This window comes from Tardiphaga sp. 841_E9_N1_2, assembly GCF_051811065.1.
Taxonomy (GTDB): domain Bacteria; phylum Pseudomonadota; class Alphaproteobacteria; order Rhizobiales; family Xanthobacteraceae; genus Tardiphaga; species Tardiphaga robiniae.
This window is the reverse complement of sequence record NZ_JBPWQC010000001.1, coordinates 1570856-1586611: the sequence shown is the minus strand read 5'-3', so window position 1 is coordinate 1586611 and position 15756 is coordinate 1570856. Positions and strand designations below refer to the sequence as shown.

Genomic DNA, 15756 nt, shown 5'->3' with positions numbered 1-15756 from the left:
GCTGGCCACTACAGGGATTGCCATCGAGCTGAACGTGATACCGCGTTTAAGCGTCCCAACGACACTGGGAATTTGACGTGAGACTATCAAGCACGCTGCCGGAAGGCTCTTGAGCTACATCGATCGGGGGTTCTTTCGTCCCTGATCGCAGAACGGCTTGGGGTAGCCCTGCCGTAAACCGAATGATTTGAGACGCCATAGCCATGAGAATGAAACGCCTCCCGAGGCTCAGGGTTAAAAGGAGGGGATCGCTGATACGCTACTGAATGAGACGGTGACGTTCTTGATGGCTCACCGTCCCGCTGATTGATGTCCCCATATTTCTGAAAGCTCCGTCAGACCGGCGGGCGCGGGTGGGCTTCGTCGCTGACAGACCTATCAAAGAAACCAGATCGGGCCAGTGACTTTGGCTCGAAGCACCGGCCCGATCTTCACGGAGGACGCGAGGTCAGGGGAGGTTCCAACCACGCCTTCTGCAGCCTCCATGGTCTGTCAGGGGTTGATACCATTGCTGCGGGCGCAATCCGCGTACACTTCAGTTCGCTGCGTCAGCACCGTGACAGTGCCCAATCCGCTATCTGGATATCGTGCTTGAGCTTGAGCGATGCAGTTCTGCCGGATGGCGTCGGACCCCGCAGAAGCTTGGCTGTTGCGAGCAGCGCCACTGAACTGACCGCCTGCCGCGGAAGCATAGGTTACCACGCCTGGATTGCCGATGCAGCTCTGACCGGTGTTCTGCGCAGTGGCCTGACACTGGCGAAATGTCAGGAAATCACATTCGACATCGTTATCGCCGGACACGCAAACGGGAAGATTGGCGCCAGCGAAAATAGGTGAGGATGCGAGACCAAAACCGGCGAAGACAGCGATTGCCACCAAGGCGATCGCTGATACGCTACTGCATGAGACGGTGACGTACTTGATGGCTCTACGCATGACATTCTCCTTATCCGTTCGGGACAAGAACAATGTCTCGGAGCAGAGCGCAGGCCAATCAGGTCATATTCTGATTTCGCCAGATAGCATCCCCGAAATGCACAGCGCAATTCCCTGAGAGAGCGGCTGGGCTCTACTTCCGCACTCGAGGCGGAGGAGAGCTTTGGGGTGGCTCCGCCGCAGGCGAGAGAGCGAAAGTTAGCCAGACATTCCAGCCCTGCGGACGGTTCTGATGCTCGAATTCATAATAGCTCTTAAGGTTGATGTAGCCTTGAGTCTCTCCCATCGGAATAATGTAACCAATTTGCGGACCGACGCCCGCGATGCGGGATTTGAAGGCTCCGAGCACCGCGCCTGAGCCAGTATCTGCCGTAATTTGCTGGTAGTAGTATCCAACGGCGCCGACCAGAAGTTGCTTGGTGAGAAACTTCGAGGCACCCCAGTCGACGTGCCAGTTGACGCCGTTTTGATAGTCACTATCGGTATTTCGGAAGTTGTAGGTGAAGCCGGTGGCCACTGAGAACTCGTAGCCTGATTTAGGATCGAAGTAAGTGTAACCGCCGCCAGCGTCGATTGCTCCGTGGCCGATGCCAATATTGGCGATACTGTTGACGTCGTAGGTCCCCACGGGAATGTCGCCGGTCACGTAGGTCATGAAGTTGTTCACCCCCTGATTCCACTTGATCTGGAACATGGGGTACAGATCGGCCACGCCGAATACCGATTCGTTACGGCTGCCAGTCACCGTGTTGCCAAGGGGGCCGGTCACGGTCCCGCTGATTGATGCCCCCATATTTCCGAAAGCTCCGGTCAGACCGATCGATGCCTGGCCGCCGAGCAGTGGTGTCGCGAAGACATAGGTCGAGTTGAGGAACAGAAGATCTGGTTTGGCATTCAAGCCCGCCTCGATGCGACCGCCCCTTGGGAAAACGGCTCCGCGCCCAGCCGATACGGAGGAATGGTAGTAGATCGCGGCGGCTTGCCACCCCGGCGTGGACGGCGTCGCAACAAGGCTGCCGAACTGGCCACTGAGCCAGAAGGGGACGCCACCTTCGTCGGCGAAGGTCGCTGCTGGAGCAAAGAATGCGAAGGCTGCTACCGTCGCGGCGATGGTTGACCTCCAGACATCCCTCGTCATTGCTACGCGCCCTCCAGCTCCCGCCGACGACGAGAGAATCGCCGCCGCATGCGTATTTCATCGGAAGCATCGGGTTTTCGACGCCCTTGGCTATAAGGGAAAACCCTGAAATTGGCTGTCTCGCTATACTTCACTCGCAGGTGTTGCTTTCGTGTGACGTCTGGCCCGAGCTCTTGCGCGCGCCTGCACGCGCAAGACCGACTAGTCAGTCCGTCCGTCCTTGAATTCGGGTTATGCGCATCCTCCTTTCAGGTGTTTGACCGATACCTTCGCCGCTCGGCGCCGCTCAGAGTGAGACGAACCGCGGGTTGCTCCATTGAGATACTGAGGCCCTTCGGGAGTGTCGTGTCACAGCCCTAAATGCCCGGTCGATTGTCCGGCGCTGTCGCGTAGAGATGGAGAGTAGGATGCAGATTTCCCACCGCACCGATGCGAGTGCAGATGGTTCGAAAGCCGCGGAAGCTCAGGTCCCGAACCGCCGCAACATTCTGCTGGGAACGTCCGCGCTGATCGCGGCGGCGACGCTCACTTCCGCTGCGCTTGCGCAATCTCAGAAGGCTGGGCCTGTAACTCCTGCACCGGTCGGGCCGGGCCCGGCGGCGGCCCCATCCGGACGGAAGCCGAATATCCTCGTCATCTGGGGGGACGATATCGGCATCGCCAACATCAGTGCCTATTCGAACGGGCTGATGGGCTACGAGACCCCAAACATCGATCGCATCGGCCGCGAAGGAATCAAGTTTCAACACTACTACGGCGAACAATCCTGCACCGCCGGTCGGGCGGCATTTCTGACCGGGCAGCACGGTATCCGCACCGGCCTCACGAAGGTCGGCTTTCCCGGCGCCCCCATGGGAATGAGCCAACTCGATCCCTCCGTTGGCGGTCTCCTGAAGAATCTCGGCTATGCCACTGGCCAGTTTGGCAAGAACCATGTCGGCGACCGTAACGAGTCGCTGCCGACCGTAAATGGTTTCGACGAATTCTTCGGCAACCTGTACCACCTGAATGCCGAAGAAGAGCCGGAGCTGCCCGATTATCCTAAAGAACCAGCTTATCTCGCTAAATTCGGTCCGCGCGGGGTTCTGAAGTGCAAAGCCACCGATCGCGACGACCCAACTATTGACCCGCGCTTCGGCAAGGTGGGCAAGCAGACGATAGAGGATACGGGGGCGCTCACCAAAAAGCGCATGGAGACGGTGGACGACGAAACGTCGGCGGCTGCAATCGATTTCATGAAGAGACAACAGAGCGCCAACAAGCCGTTCTTCGTCTGGTTCAATGCGACACGCATGCACCTGCGCACGCATGTGCGCACCGGCCATCGTGGTCGCTACACCCATGGCGACAGCGAATATATCGACGGCATGCTGGAGCATGACGATATCGTCGGAAACCTGCTCAAGGCCCTCGACGACATGGGCGTCACCAACGACACCATCGTCGTTTATTCAAGCGACAACGGACCCCACATGAACTCGTGGCCCGATGGCGCCATGACCTGGTTCCGCAGCGAGAAGAACACGAACTGGGAAGGTGCTTTTCGCGTGCCTTGCTTGGTGCGCTGGCCCGGAGTCATCAAGCCCGGCACGGTGACCAATGAGATCATGAGTCACAATGACTGGATACCGACACTGTGTGCTGCGGCCGGAGAGCCGGATATCGTCAACAAGCTGAAGGCCGGCTATACGGCCAACGGCGTGAACTATAAGGTTCACCTGGATGGCTTTGATCAGACATCGTTCCTGCGCAATGTGAGCGGCACCGCCGGAAACAACAACGGGACCAAGAGCGCTCGAGACAAGTTCTTCTACTCCGACGACGATGGCCTGTTGGTTTCGCTGCGAAAGGGCGACTACAAGTACGTGTATGCCGAGCAGCGGCTACCCGGAACATTGGGCGTATGGGCCGAGCCGTTCACAAAGCTGCGCCTGCAGAAGATCTTTAATCTGCTCCAAGATCCTTTTGAGCGTGCGGACATCACGTCCAATACGTTTTGGGATTGGCAGCTTAATCACGTCGGGCAGGTCTACGGTGCCATGGACGATGTCGGCGCGTTTGTCATGACGTTCAGGGATTTTCCGCCACGCTCGTTCCCGCCGAGCTTCGTGCCGGCAACCATCCTGGAGGAACAGCTTGATGACATCAAGGACGCCAGATCGAAGGCCGGTGAGCGGGCCAAGAGTATCGATAAAATTCGCTCCGGCGTGAATCAAATGATCGATCAGCAACTCCAGCAGCGTGGCGTGAGATAGCAAGATAGCTTGCACGCCGGTTTGTCCCGAAACCGGCATGCCGCTACTTGAGCGTCCGGACTAACTGACGGGGGGCCACCTTGCGCACGCTAGTTGAATCTCTCCGCCGCTGCCTCGCCGTTACTGCAGTGCTCGTCTCTAACATTTTCCTCTGTCAGCTTTCAGAGGCATTCGCTCAATCTGATCCACTGCCATCTTGGAACGAGAGTCCCACAAAGAAATCGATCATCGACTTCGTTACTCGCGTGACGACGGAAGGGTCTCCGGATGTTGTGCCAGTGCCCGAGCGCATTGCGGCGTTCGACAATGACGGCACCTTGTGGTGCGAAAAGCCGGTCTATTTCCAAGTGGCGTTTGCGTTCGACCGCATCAAGGCGATGGCGCCGCAGCATCCTGAATGGAAGACTACCCAGCCTTTCAAGGCCATCTTGCACAAAGACATGCAGGCGTTAGCAGCATCTGGCGAGAACGGCCTGCTGCAGATCATGGCAGTCACGCACGCTGGCATGACGACCGACGAATTCAGCGATGCCGTCCGCGACTGGATCGCAAACGCCCGCCATCCGCGCTTCAACCGGCCCTATACCGATCTGATCTATAAGCCGATGCTGGAGCTGCTGACCTATCTGCGCGCCAATGGCTTCAAGACCTTCGTCGTGTCCGGCGGTGGCGTCGAATTCATGCGGCCGTGGATGGAGCGAGTCTATGGCATCCCCCCCGAGCAGGTGGTCGGCTCGTCCGGCGTCGTGAAGTTCAACGCTGGCTTAAATGGCAAGCCAAAACTGGTCAAGCAGCCCAAGATCGAATTCGTTGACGACGGCCCCGGTAAGCCGGTGGGCATCAACCGCTTCATCGGCCGTCGCCCCATCTTCGCGTTCGGCAATTCCGATGGCGATCTCCAGATGCTGCAATGGACCGCGGGAGGCACCGGCGCGCGCTTCATGGGCATCGTCCACCACACCGACGCCGAGCGGGAATACGAGTACGACCGGCTATCGAAAATAGGAAAACTGGACAAGGCCCTCGACGCGGCTGCCGCCGCCGGATGGACGGTCGTCGATATGAAGACGGACTGGAAGACGGTGTTTTCCAGCCCATAGACGCTGAGACTTGAATTGGCGGGCAATACGGGAGCGCTCGATGAAACGTTATCTCACAATCCTATCCTTCTCTCTCGGGCTGTGCATGGTCGCGGCGCGGGCCGCACAACCCGTCTCGGACGTCGATGCGAAGCAGATTGCGAAAGAGGCCTACATCTTCGGCTTGCCAATGGTCACTGTGTATTCGACGCTTTACGAATTCTCGATCGACAACGGCAATCCACAATACAAGGGGCCGTTCAACTCAATACTGAACGTCAGTCGGGTCTTCACACCGGATGACACCGCGTTCGTTACGCCGAATTCTGACACTCCCTACACATTCATCGGACCGGATCTTCGCGCCGAACCGATGGTCCTGACGGTCCCGCCGATGGAGAAGGATCGTTATTTCGTATTCCAGATGATGGATCTCTACACCTTCAACTTCGATTACGTCGGATCGCGGACGACGGGCAACGGAGGCGGAGACTTCCTGATTGCGGGACCCGACTGGAACGGACCGGTTCCAAGCGGCATCACGAAGGTCATCCGCTCCGAAACACAGCTTGTGAACGTGGTCGGGCGGACGCAGCTCTTCAATCCCGGTGATCTCGAAAACCTGAGGAAGATCCAGTCCGGATACCAGCTTCGTCCTCTATCGCGGTATCTCGGCACAACTGCGCCCGCAGCGGTAGCTGACATCAAGTGGATCAGGCCGGTGAAGCCTGCAGAGCAGAGCAAGTCGCTTGAGTTCTTCAATCAGCTTGCGTTCCTGCTGCAACTGACATCGGTGAACCCCGCCGAGGCCGCCCTTCGCAACCGATTTGAGAGCATCGGCATTGTTTCCGGAGCGGCGTTCGATACGGCATCCATCTCGGACACGAGGAGGGCGGCCTTGTTGGCAGGGATGGCGGAAGGCCAAGCGGAAATCGATGCCTATCGCGCCACCTTGGGTGGGAAAAGCGCCGATCTGTTCGGAAGCCGAGAGTTCTTGAAAAATGACTATCTCAAACGTGCAACCGGCACCCAGGTGGGAATCGGCGCCAATTCGAAAGACGAGGCTCTTTATCCGATCTATGAAAAGGACGGCGAGGGCAGGCCGCTCGACGGGAGCAGCGGTCGATACATCCTGCGCTACGCCGCTGGAGAGTTTCCGCCCGTGAACGCGTTCTGGTCGCTGACTATGTATGCCTTTCCGAGCCAGTTGCTGGTGAAGAATCCGATCGATCGCTATCTCATCAACTCGCCGATGCTTCCGGATTTGAAACGGGACCCGGATGGCGGATTGACGATCTATATCCAGAATGAATCGCCGGGGTCTGGCAAGGAATCGAATTGGCTTCCGGCCCCGAGGGGTCCGTTCATGATGGCCGCTCGCTATTATTGGCCCAAGCCCGAGTTGCTGGATGACAAATGGAAGTCGCCCGCGGTCCAGCCGTCGAAATAAACGTGTGACGTTCCCTCTGAAAGGATATCGAATGTTCGGTCGAGCTTGGAAAAGTCTCGCAGTCGTCCTGATCATCGTCGCTGCGTCCGCAGGATCGTCAGCGCAAACGAGCGGCCCCGCCGAAACGCGTGGCATTGCGAAGGACGCCTACATCTACTCCTACGCCATGATGGAGAGCTACCAGACCTGGCGCACTCAGGCAGTGGACAAGGCCGCCAACGGCTATGTCGGTGGGTTCAACGTGTTTCGGCACTATGCGGAGCCGTTCACGCCTGACAACAGAGACATTGTCACCCCGAACAACGACACCCCGTACTCGTGGGCGTGGCTCGATCTCCGCGCCGAGCCAATGGTCGTAAGCGTACCAGCAGTCCCTAAGGACCGCTACTACGTCATGCAGTGGATCGACCTATTCACTCAAAACTTCGCCTATATTGGCGTGCGGTCGACGGGATTTGGCGCAGGCAGCTATCTGATCGCCGGGCCGAAATGGCAAGGCAAAAAACCTGCCGGGATCAAGGAGGTGTTCAGGGCCGAGACCGAGATCGTCGGGACATTGACGCGGACGGCGCTGCAGGGCCCCGAAGACGTTCCGAACGTGAAGGCGATCCAGGCACAATACAAGCTGCAGCCGCTGAGCGCCTTCCTGAAACGACCAGCTCCAGAGCCAGCAAAGGCAATCGAGTTCCCGCCCTACGACAAAGCAAAGGCGCGAACCCATGACTTCATCGGCTATTTAAATTTCCTGTTGCAATTTGCCGAGCCGCCTGTAGCCACGGAAGCCGCCATTCGGAAGCGCTTCGAAAAGATCGGCGTTGGACCCGGCACACCCTGGGATGCGTCGAAAATAGATCCTGCGATGCTCGCGGCGATTGACGAGGGTGTAAAGGAGGGGCAGGCCGAGATTGATGCTCTGGCGTCTAAGACATTCAGCACCAATGGACTATTCGGTTCCCGCGCGCAGTTGAAGACTAACTATCTGCAGCGCGATGTCGGCGCAATGAAAGGGCTCTACGGCAACTCGATAGAGGAGGCCTGGTACGGCGGCTACGTTTGCGATGGCAGCAAGCCATCGATGGTTCATTTTACCAAGGCGAACCTGCCGCCCGCGAAGTTCTTCTGGTCGATGTCCATGTACACAATTCCCGACCGCTTTCTCTATGCCAACCCAATCAATCGCTATTCGATCGGAGACCGCACCAAGGGTCTCCAATATGGCAAGGATGGTTCGCTTACGATCTACGTGAGCAACAGTTCACCGGGGAAAGACAAGGAAAGCAATTGGCTTCCCGCGCCCGCAGGGACATGCAGCCTGGTCGCTCGCGTCTATGGTCCAAGCCAAGCAGCCATGAACGGGACGTGGAAGCTGCCTCCCCTCGAGAGTTCACGATGATCGTGACGAAGAAGCTAATCGCCGCTCGCGTCTGCGTGATGACCGCAGATATTCTTACTGGCTGCTCCGCAGGATGGGGGCGCTCACGGACTACGCGCGTGACGCCAAAGGCCGTTCTTAGTTAGCCAGCTATAGGTCCCGACATCGATGGTTAAATGAAAGGTCGCGTGGCATGGGTGGTTACGACATTTTCGCCTGGGTCGTCCTCGTTATTCTGATTGCCAGCGCGGTCGGCGTCTTCTGCATTGCGGGCTGGCTACCCGGCCACATCGCCAAGACCCGTGGCCACCCCTGGCCGCAGGCTGTCACGGTCGCCGGGTGGGTGACGCTGCTCTGCGGCTTTGCGCTGTGGCCGGTCGCTCTCATCTGGGCATACGTGGACGTACCTCATCGTCAGGTGCGTGAGAGGGAGGATGTCGTCTGATGGGTGCCGCAATTTTCAATACCTATCTGGTGCTGCTGTTCCTACTGGTTCACTTCAAGATCGTTCGCTTCAACCTGTTCTGGAAGACATCGCCGTTCATTGTCATCGTGATAATCATGTTCGGTCTCCTCATCCCGATGAACTGGGGCGCACCGCAGGGGGCCGCCGTCGTCGTACGCAATTCGGTCGCGATCGTGCCGAGCGTCGCCGGAGAAGTGACAGAAGTACCCGTGATGGCCAATGCCGTGCTGAAGACCGGTGATGTGTTGTTCCGGATCGATCCGACGCCCTTTGAGGCTCAGGTCAAGGGAATCGAGGCGCAACTGAAGCTTTCGGATATGCGCCTGTCGCAGATGACACAACTATTCGAACGTGACGCGGGTCGCGGCTTCGACGTTCAACAGAGACAATCCGAAGTCGACCAGTTGAAGGCGCAACTCGAAGGCGCCCAATGGAATCTCGACAAGACTACCGTTCGCGCTCCGGCCAACGGTTATGTGACCAACGTCGCGTTGCGCAAGGGCGCGAGAGTGGCCAACCTGCCGCTGGCACCGGTGATGGCCTTCATCGACACGTCGGACACCCTGATCGGTGTCGAGATCAACCAAATCGATGCGCGCTACGTTGCGCCCGGCCAGGAGGTCGAGGTCACCTTCAAGTTCGCGCCTGGACGGGTCTTCGGTGGCAAGGTCGAGAGTGTGCTGCAAGCGGTGGCGACGGGCCAGACCCAAACATCCGGAACGGCAGTTCTGCCGAAATCGATAGAGGCGGTCCCTTTCGTCGTGCGTGTCAGGCTCGACGACGAGCAATTCGTTCGTAGCCTACCCGCAGGCAGCGTCGGCACCGCCGCCATCTACACGGAGCACCTGAAAGCAACGCACATGGTCCGCCGCGTGTTGCTGCGCCAGATCGCGATTACAAACTACATAAACCCCTATTGAAAGCCGGTCCGCTCAGACCGTAGCGGAGCATTCAGGGTTTCCTCCCCGCCGAATCCGGGCCGACCCCGATGGAAGCGGCACGCCTGATGGCTGAGATTTCATCTCGCTGGAGGGCTGTCACGGGCAAGACCTGCCGCCGGAGAGACCTGGAGATGACGATGAAACTCCGAATCCTGATCTGCGCGTTTCTCTTCATTCCGTTCGCTGTTGCGCCGTCCGCCCCCACGGCTGCGTCGATTGCGAACCCGGCTGCGCGCCATCTCGAAACGCACGGCACCGGCGGCATCGCCGAGGTCGCGGTGCGCAGGGGAGGGGCCGCATTCCACCGAGGCGGTGCCGTGGTCGGTCCACGTGGCGGGGTAGCCGTCCGACGCAGCGGCGAGGTCGTGCGGCCGGGCTGGCATGGTGGTGGTGTTCGTAAACCCCCCGTTGCCCGCCCGGGGTGGCACGGCGGCGGTGTGCGGTGGGCCCGTCCATCTGGCTATTGGTGGCGCCCGGGCACGGCTGTCGCGGCGGGAGCGGCGATCGGCTTCGTGAGTGCTGCCACCGCCGTGGCGTGGGCGGGCGCTGCGCCTGCGCCGAACATGTGCTGGTACTACACGGACCCCTCCAGGACGCAGGGCTTTTGGGACGCTTGTCCCTGATGCTGCAAGCCTATCGACCATGTCGCCAGATTAAATGCATCGAGGAAAGGCAATCAAATGATCGCGAATCCAACCAGAAAACGGGCGATCCGACGGTTCTCGACGGTCGCTCTGGCCTTGCTCGCTCGGCGCTGCCCCTGAGTAGATAGCGGCGGCATCGCCGCAGATTGGAACGGTTGCGCCGTGAACGAGGACATCGCGGAGGCCGGACGTCTAGCGGGGCCATCCATCACGATCGGCTTCCGGACGTCCATCACAACGCTGTTCGTCGCCATTTTGCTCTTGGTCGGTCTGACGCTCGTGTATCTGTCCTTCCTGCGGGTGACCTCAATCACGCAGGCCGCCGCCACTAGGTTCCTGGAAAGGGTGGCTGAGCACACCGCTGATCGGATCGATGCACAGTTCAAGGACGTGCGCGACGGCCTGGACGTTCTGAAGCAGATTCCGCCGATTGAGGTCGCGGCGATCGCAGACAATCCGGGCCTGTATGCCACGATGGCCGCCGTGCTCCGCAACAACGAGCACCTCTACAATTGCTACGCCGGGTACGACGACGGCACCTTCGTCGAACTGGACATGATCGACCGCGCTGGTCCCTCATACCGGCAGAAGCTTGCCGCGCCGGAGCATGCGAAATTTCGCTTGGTTGTGATCAGGCGTCCGGATCGCACGTCTGCAAACAGATCGGCCACGGTCACCATTTTGACCGACGACATGGCGACGATTTCGCAGTCCACCTCTGACGCCGACTACGATCCGCGAGAGCGGCCCTGGTACAGGGGAGCGTTCGAAGGCCGGGCTGGTGTCTTGACCGACCCGTATGTGTTTCACGCCACCGGGCAGCCCGGTTACACGCTGCGATCCGCCATTCCTGCGGGACGTCGCGGAGTGGTGGCCGGTGACATCATGCTCGGGGAAGCGGAGGCGTTACTCCGACGCCAGCAACCCAGCCCATCCGGAACCGTCTTCCTCTTTGACGACGACGGACGGGTCGTGGCTCATCCCTCCATGTCGGAGGTGACGGCGCGCTCCGGATCTGAGGATCGCGTGGACCTCCCCACTTTGGCGGATGTGGACAAGGTCGGCGTCGCTGGCGCGATCAAGGCATGGCGCCGCGGCGGCGGGGACGGACAGATCTTCCGCGCTTTCGACGGCAGGACCTATGCGGCGGCATTCCGCACCATCGCGACCGCAGGATCGGCCAACCTCCGCTTGGTTGTGATGGCGCCTTTGGATGAATTCTTCTCGGAGATCGAGCGGGAACGCCGAACGCTTTTCCTCGCGACGTTGGGATTTGTCGCCGCCATGGTCCCGCTAGTGCTCTGCATAGGATCGCTGATGTCGCGGCGGTTGCGCGCACTCGCAGAAGAGACGGACCGAATCCAACGATTTTTGCCGAAGGCCGGACCTCCCATTCGATCCGTGATCAGAGAAATCGACGGGCTTGGTCGATCTGTGCAGACGCTTCGGTCGGTCGTCCAGACGTTCTCCAGATTTGTACCGAAACGACTGGTGCAGCAGCTTGTGGAGTCGGGAAGTGATCTCGCCCTCGGCGGAGCCCGCCGTGAGATCACGGTGATGTTCACCGATGTCGTCGACTTCACTGCGATTACGGAGCGTGCGGAGCCGGAGCAAGTGATGTCATTCACGTCACGCTATTTCGCCGCGCTTTCCGGAGCGGTCATGGATTCGGGCGGGATGGTAGACAAGTTCATCGGCGACTCCGTCATGGCTATCTGGAATGCTCCAGCCGACGATCCCAACCACGTCGTCAACGCATGTTCGGCGGCTCTTGATTGCCTCGATGCCAACCTTGCACTGAATCGCCGCTTCGAGACGGAGGGATGGCCTGCTTACCGAACCCGGATCGGTCTGCACACCGGAGCAGCTTTGGTAGGAAATGTAGGCTCCGAGGACCGGATGAATTTCACGGCATTGGGCGCGAACGTGAATCTCGCCTCGCGCCTGGAGGGGCTGAACAAGATATACGGGACTGCCATACTCGTCAGCGAAGCCGTGAAGGAAGCCGCAGGAGACGGTTTCCTGTTTCGCTGCGTCGATAGCATACGTCCGAAGGGGTTCGACCAGACGTTCGAGATATTCGAGCTCTGCTGCCGGCGCCATGGATCGACCGAGACGGAAGCATTCTTCTGCCGTAGTTGGAACTCAATCTATGCGCGAATCATGACCGCGCCCGCCGCGGAAGCACTGTGCAGCCTGCGAGGATTCGCCGATTGCTATCCGGAAGACCAGATCGCGCGCCTTCAACTACAAAAGCTGCTTCGACAGTGCGCGCAAAAATAAATCGAGCGCGATACTCGGCCATTAGCTGCGCACTTACACGATACATCAGATAACTTTAGATAAGTTTTAGATTTTGACACGGGAAGGAGCGCTCATCAAAAACATTGAAGTTTACTTCGCGCGAACAAAAGATACTCTGCAATCGTGAGGTGCGCTATTCGAAGTGCGATATGCCTTCGCTGCAATCGATTCCATGAAACCATGATGATCACGGCCTGACGAACAAGAAAAATCCGATAAGAGGGCTTGATGAGCGAGGCTATTCAGCAGCAGTTTTTGTCTAGCAGCCTGCCGCCCGCCGAAAATGCGCCGCCCGAAACCAGACTGCGATTGATCCTTGACGCCGTAGAGGATTGCTACCTCGAGATTGATCACAGTTTCCGGATCTCCGATGCGAACTCGACAGCGGCAAGATGGATCGGGTCATCAATAGGCGATCTGCTTGGGCAGCATTTCTTCGATGTTTTCAACAAAAACGCGGACGATCGCGCCGTGATATTGGCGATCATCGCGAGCCAACGGATGCACAGGGTAGAAATGGCCAGCACCATTCATCCGGAGCGGTGGGTGGAGGCCGATTTCCATCCATCCTCTACGAAAACCATGATCCTGTTTCGCGATATCAGCGATCGCAAGGCGGCCATGGCAGCCGCGGCAGTCAGCGAGAAAGCAAAGAACCTCATGCTTTCCGCACTCGACGCCACTTCGAACGAGATTGCGATTCTTGACCAGGCGGGGCGCGTCCTCGTCGGGAACGAGGCTTGGCGCCGGTTCATGTGCGACGTCGGCGGCTATTATCCTGATGATGGCATCGGGGAGGAATACCTCGAACTCAGGTGGCTGCATCCCGTAAAATCCCAATTGCTCGGCTACCGCGCAGGCATCAAGGCGATCCTCACGGGTGAACTCCGCGAATTCAAGATGAGCTTCCGGACGAAAGTCCGGAGGGATTACCGAAATTACCGCCTCAGGGTCTCGCGCATGGTGTCCGATGGCTGGCAGAGAATTGTGGTTGCGCGAGAGGACGTGACGGAGCTTGAGACTGCCCTTCATGACGTCGACAATATGGCCGTCCGGATGGTCAATCTGCAGGAAAGCGAGCGGCAGAGGTATGCAGCCGAGCTCCACGATTCGACCGTTCAACATCTCACGGCGGCAAGCCTCAATCTAATGGTCTTGCGAGGCCGATCCGATTCAAGCGACGAGGATGGCCTTTTGGGGACGATCGAGAATTCGGTAGCCGAGGCGCAGCGCGAGATCCGGTCGGTGAGTTACCTCCTATATCCACGCGCTTTGGATGAAGACGGTTTGACATCCACGCTTTCACGCTTCTCGTCGGGCTTTGCCTCTAGAACGAAAATCGCCTCATTCGTTCGCACTTTCGGCCCATTGGACAGCTTGCCGCTCCCACTGCAACGTGCGGCTCTGCGAATTGTCCAGGAGGCGATGGCGAACGTCCACCGACATGCCGGCGCGATGGCGGTGCGCATTCGTGTCGCCGTCGGGGAAGGAAGGCTTTCGATAAGTGTCGCTGATAATGGGAAAGGCATGTCGGTGGATGCGGAAGGCAACGTGCTGCACCCAGGGATCGGTATCGCGGGAATGAAAGCTCGGGCTCATCACTTCGGAGGATCCCTCAGAATAAGGTCGTCGATCGGACGGGGCACAATCATTTTGCTCCGCATTCCCGTGCAGATCCGCCCCTCTGTCATTTCCGACAAGCAGCAAAGCCGCGACGTCAGGCGCCATCGGAGACCTAGTGTAGCAGGCTTGGCAAATCTAGGGGTGTTTCCCATCATTCTCAGGGTTTTTGCGAATTTAGCATGACGCAAAAGCTCTGATAACATCCATGTTGCAGCCGCGGCCGGGGAGATTGATTTGATGACCGGGACGCCAGCGATCCGGATTTTGATTGCCGACGATCACGACGTAGTTCGTTCAGGATTGCGCGCGGTTGTAGAAAGTCATGCTGGATGGGAAGTCGTCGGGGAAGCTGAGGACGGCAAGATAGCGATCACCAAGGCTTTGGTGACAAAGCCAGACATACTGATCACCGATTACTCGCTCCCGGTAATGAACGGAGTCGAAGTTACCAGACAGGTGCGTACCAGGCTTCCGAGGACTGAAGTACTGATGTTTACGATGCACGATACCGACGAAATAATTGCTCAAGCGCTCGCGGCCGGTGCGCGCGCGTTCCTGCTGAAAAGTGATGCGAAACAATTTCTGATCTCCGCGATCGAGGCACTTGCGAGCCACAAGCCCTTCTTTACCGGCCGACTTTCCGAAAGAATGTTGGATTCCTACCTTTCCAAGGCAGGCGACAAGGCCATCCCTCTGCTCACGCCCCGTGAGCGGATAGTCGTTCAGTTGATCGCAGAGGGAAACAGCAACCGCGACATCAGTTCTGTTCTCAATGTCAGCGTCAAAACTGTGGAGTCGCAGCGCTCAGCGGCCATGAGGAAGGTCGATGTGACTTCTACGGCCGGTCTGGTGAGATACGCGATTCGTAACAGGCTTATCGAACCTTGACGCGATTTCGAATAACTCCGCGAACGCGAGCAACGGCTAGTTCTGAATAATCAGAAATTTTATCCAGCTTTTCATCCGCTTCAAAAACCTTCGAACGAGGGCGTGGTGCGTCCAGTGTAGATCGCCAGCGTCTTAACTGGACCGTCAATGGCGAAGCATCCATGGCTGACGAGCCTATCGTAGGCCTGATACCGGCGGCTCACGGCGCGATAGACGGACGGACCGCGTCGGCTGCATTGTAGCAGCCGACGCTTTGAGGAATGGCGGCTCTGTAGAGAGCGACCCCCGCCGAGAACTCGACGAAGACAGTGAAGCCTCAAGGCCGGATGCCGTTGCTGCGGGCACAATCGGCATAGATGCCCGTTCTTTGGGTCATAACCGTCGCAGTCCCGAGACCATTATCCGGATAGGCGGCTTGGGCCTTGGCGATGCACTTCTCCCTGATGCTGTACGTGCTGTCGGCGCTGGCCGCTTTGGTTTTTTTAGCCTGAGCGTGGCTGGGAGCGACCGAAAGCCCGGCGATCGCAAATGCAAGCGCGAAGGTGCATGCTGCGCGAAGAGCGTGGCAGGATTGCCGTGGGGTGGCGGTTCGCATGATGGTCCTCCTGTTGAATGCTGTCCGTTCCGGACCCTAGGATCGTGTCTGCAACGCTCCAAATC

General features: G+C 58.6%; 12 protein-coding genes. 9 read left to right on the top strand and 3 right to left on the bottom strand.

Annotated elements, in window-relative coordinates; all coding sequences use genetic code 11:
• Positions 1-492 precede the first annotated feature (492 nt).
• Together AB8A50_RS07505 and AB8A50_RS07500 are read right to left on the bottom strand one after the other, a co-directional pair.
• Complete coding sequence (locus AB8A50_RS07505; RefSeq protein ID WP_439077286.1) at positions 493-936, bottom strand: DUF3551 domain-containing protein; 444 nt, start codon at positions 934-936, stop codon at positions 493-495.
• Between the two features lie 133 nt (positions 937-1069).
• The gene (locus AB8A50_RS07500) at positions 1070-2074 is read right to left on the bottom strand and encodes a SphA family protein (protein ID WP_439077285.1); all 1005 of its coding nucleotides are present in this window, start codon (positions 2072-2074) and stop codon (positions 1070-1072) included.
• 407 nt (positions 2075-2481) lie between these two features.
• Between AB8A50_RS07500 and AB8A50_RS07495 the strand changes: the two genes are divergently transcribed.
• From AB8A50_RS07495 to AB8A50_RS07455, 9 genes are all read left to right on the top strand, one after another.
• Entirely contained in the window at positions 2482-4329 is a 1848-nt protein-coding gene (locus tag AB8A50_RS07495; RefSeq protein WP_439077284.1) for an arylsulfatase, read from the top strand.
• A gap of 128 nt (positions 4330-4457) precedes the next feature.
• Positions 4458-5429, top strand: a complete 972-nt coding sequence (locus AB8A50_RS07490) for an HAD family hydrolase (protein ID WP_439079932.1) — start codon at positions 4458-4460, stop codon at positions 5427-5429.
• A 40-nt stretch (positions 5430-5469) separates the two neighbouring features.
• On the top strand, positions 5470-6858 hold the full coding sequence (locus AB8A50_RS07485) for a DUF1254 domain-containing protein (RefSeq protein WP_439077283.1): 1389 nt from the start codon (positions 5470-5472) through the stop codon (positions 6856-6858).
• Positions 6859-6889: 31 nt separating this feature from the next.
• A complete protein-coding gene (locus AB8A50_RS07480; RefSeq protein ID WP_439077282.1) occupies positions 6890-8251 on the top strand; it encodes a DUF1254 domain-containing protein in 1362 nt (453 codons plus the stop codon).
• Positions 8252-8423: 172 nt separating this feature from the next.
• Positions 8424-8675, top strand: coding sequence for a DUF3302 domain-containing protein (locus tag AB8A50_RS07475; protein ID WP_439077281.1), 252 nt, complete (start codon positions 8424-8426; stop codon positions 8673-8675).
• The gene (locus tag AB8A50_RS07470) at positions 8675-9616 is read left to right on the top strand and encodes an HlyD family secretion protein (RefSeq protein ID WP_439077280.1); all 942 of its coding nucleotides are present in this window, start codon (positions 8675-8677) and stop codon (positions 9614-9616) included. Before AB8A50_RS07475 ends, AB8A50_RS07470 begins: the two co-directional genes overlap by 1 nt.
• Positions 9617-10443: 827 nt before the next feature.
• Positions 10444-12564, top strand: a complete 2121-nt coding sequence (locus AB8A50_RS07465; RefSeq protein ID WP_439077279.1) for an adenylate/guanylate cyclase domain-containing protein — start codon at positions 10444-10446, stop codon at positions 12562-12564.
• Positions 12565-12813: 249 nt separating this feature from the next.
• Positions 12814-14391 (top strand): ATP-binding protein, encoded by a 1578-nt coding sequence (locus AB8A50_RS07460; protein ID WP_439077278.1) that lies wholly within the window; start codon positions 12814-12816, stop codon positions 14389-14391.
• A gap of 54 nt (positions 14392-14445) precedes the next feature.
• Positions 14446-15096: a response regulator gene (locus AB8A50_RS07455; protein WP_439077277.1), complete on the top strand. Its 651-nt coding sequence runs from the start codon at positions 14446-14448 to the stop codon at positions 15094-15096.
• A 316-nt stretch (positions 15097-15412) separates the two neighbouring features.
• On the opposite strand, the gene AB8A50_RS07450 is transcribed toward AB8A50_RS07455, so the two are convergent.
• The gene (locus AB8A50_RS07450; protein WP_439077276.1) at positions 15413-15691 is read right to left on the bottom strand and encodes a hypothetical protein; all 279 of its coding nucleotides are present in this window, start codon (positions 15689-15691) and stop codon (positions 15413-15415) included.
• Between the last annotated feature and the right edge of the window lie 65 nt (positions 15692-15756).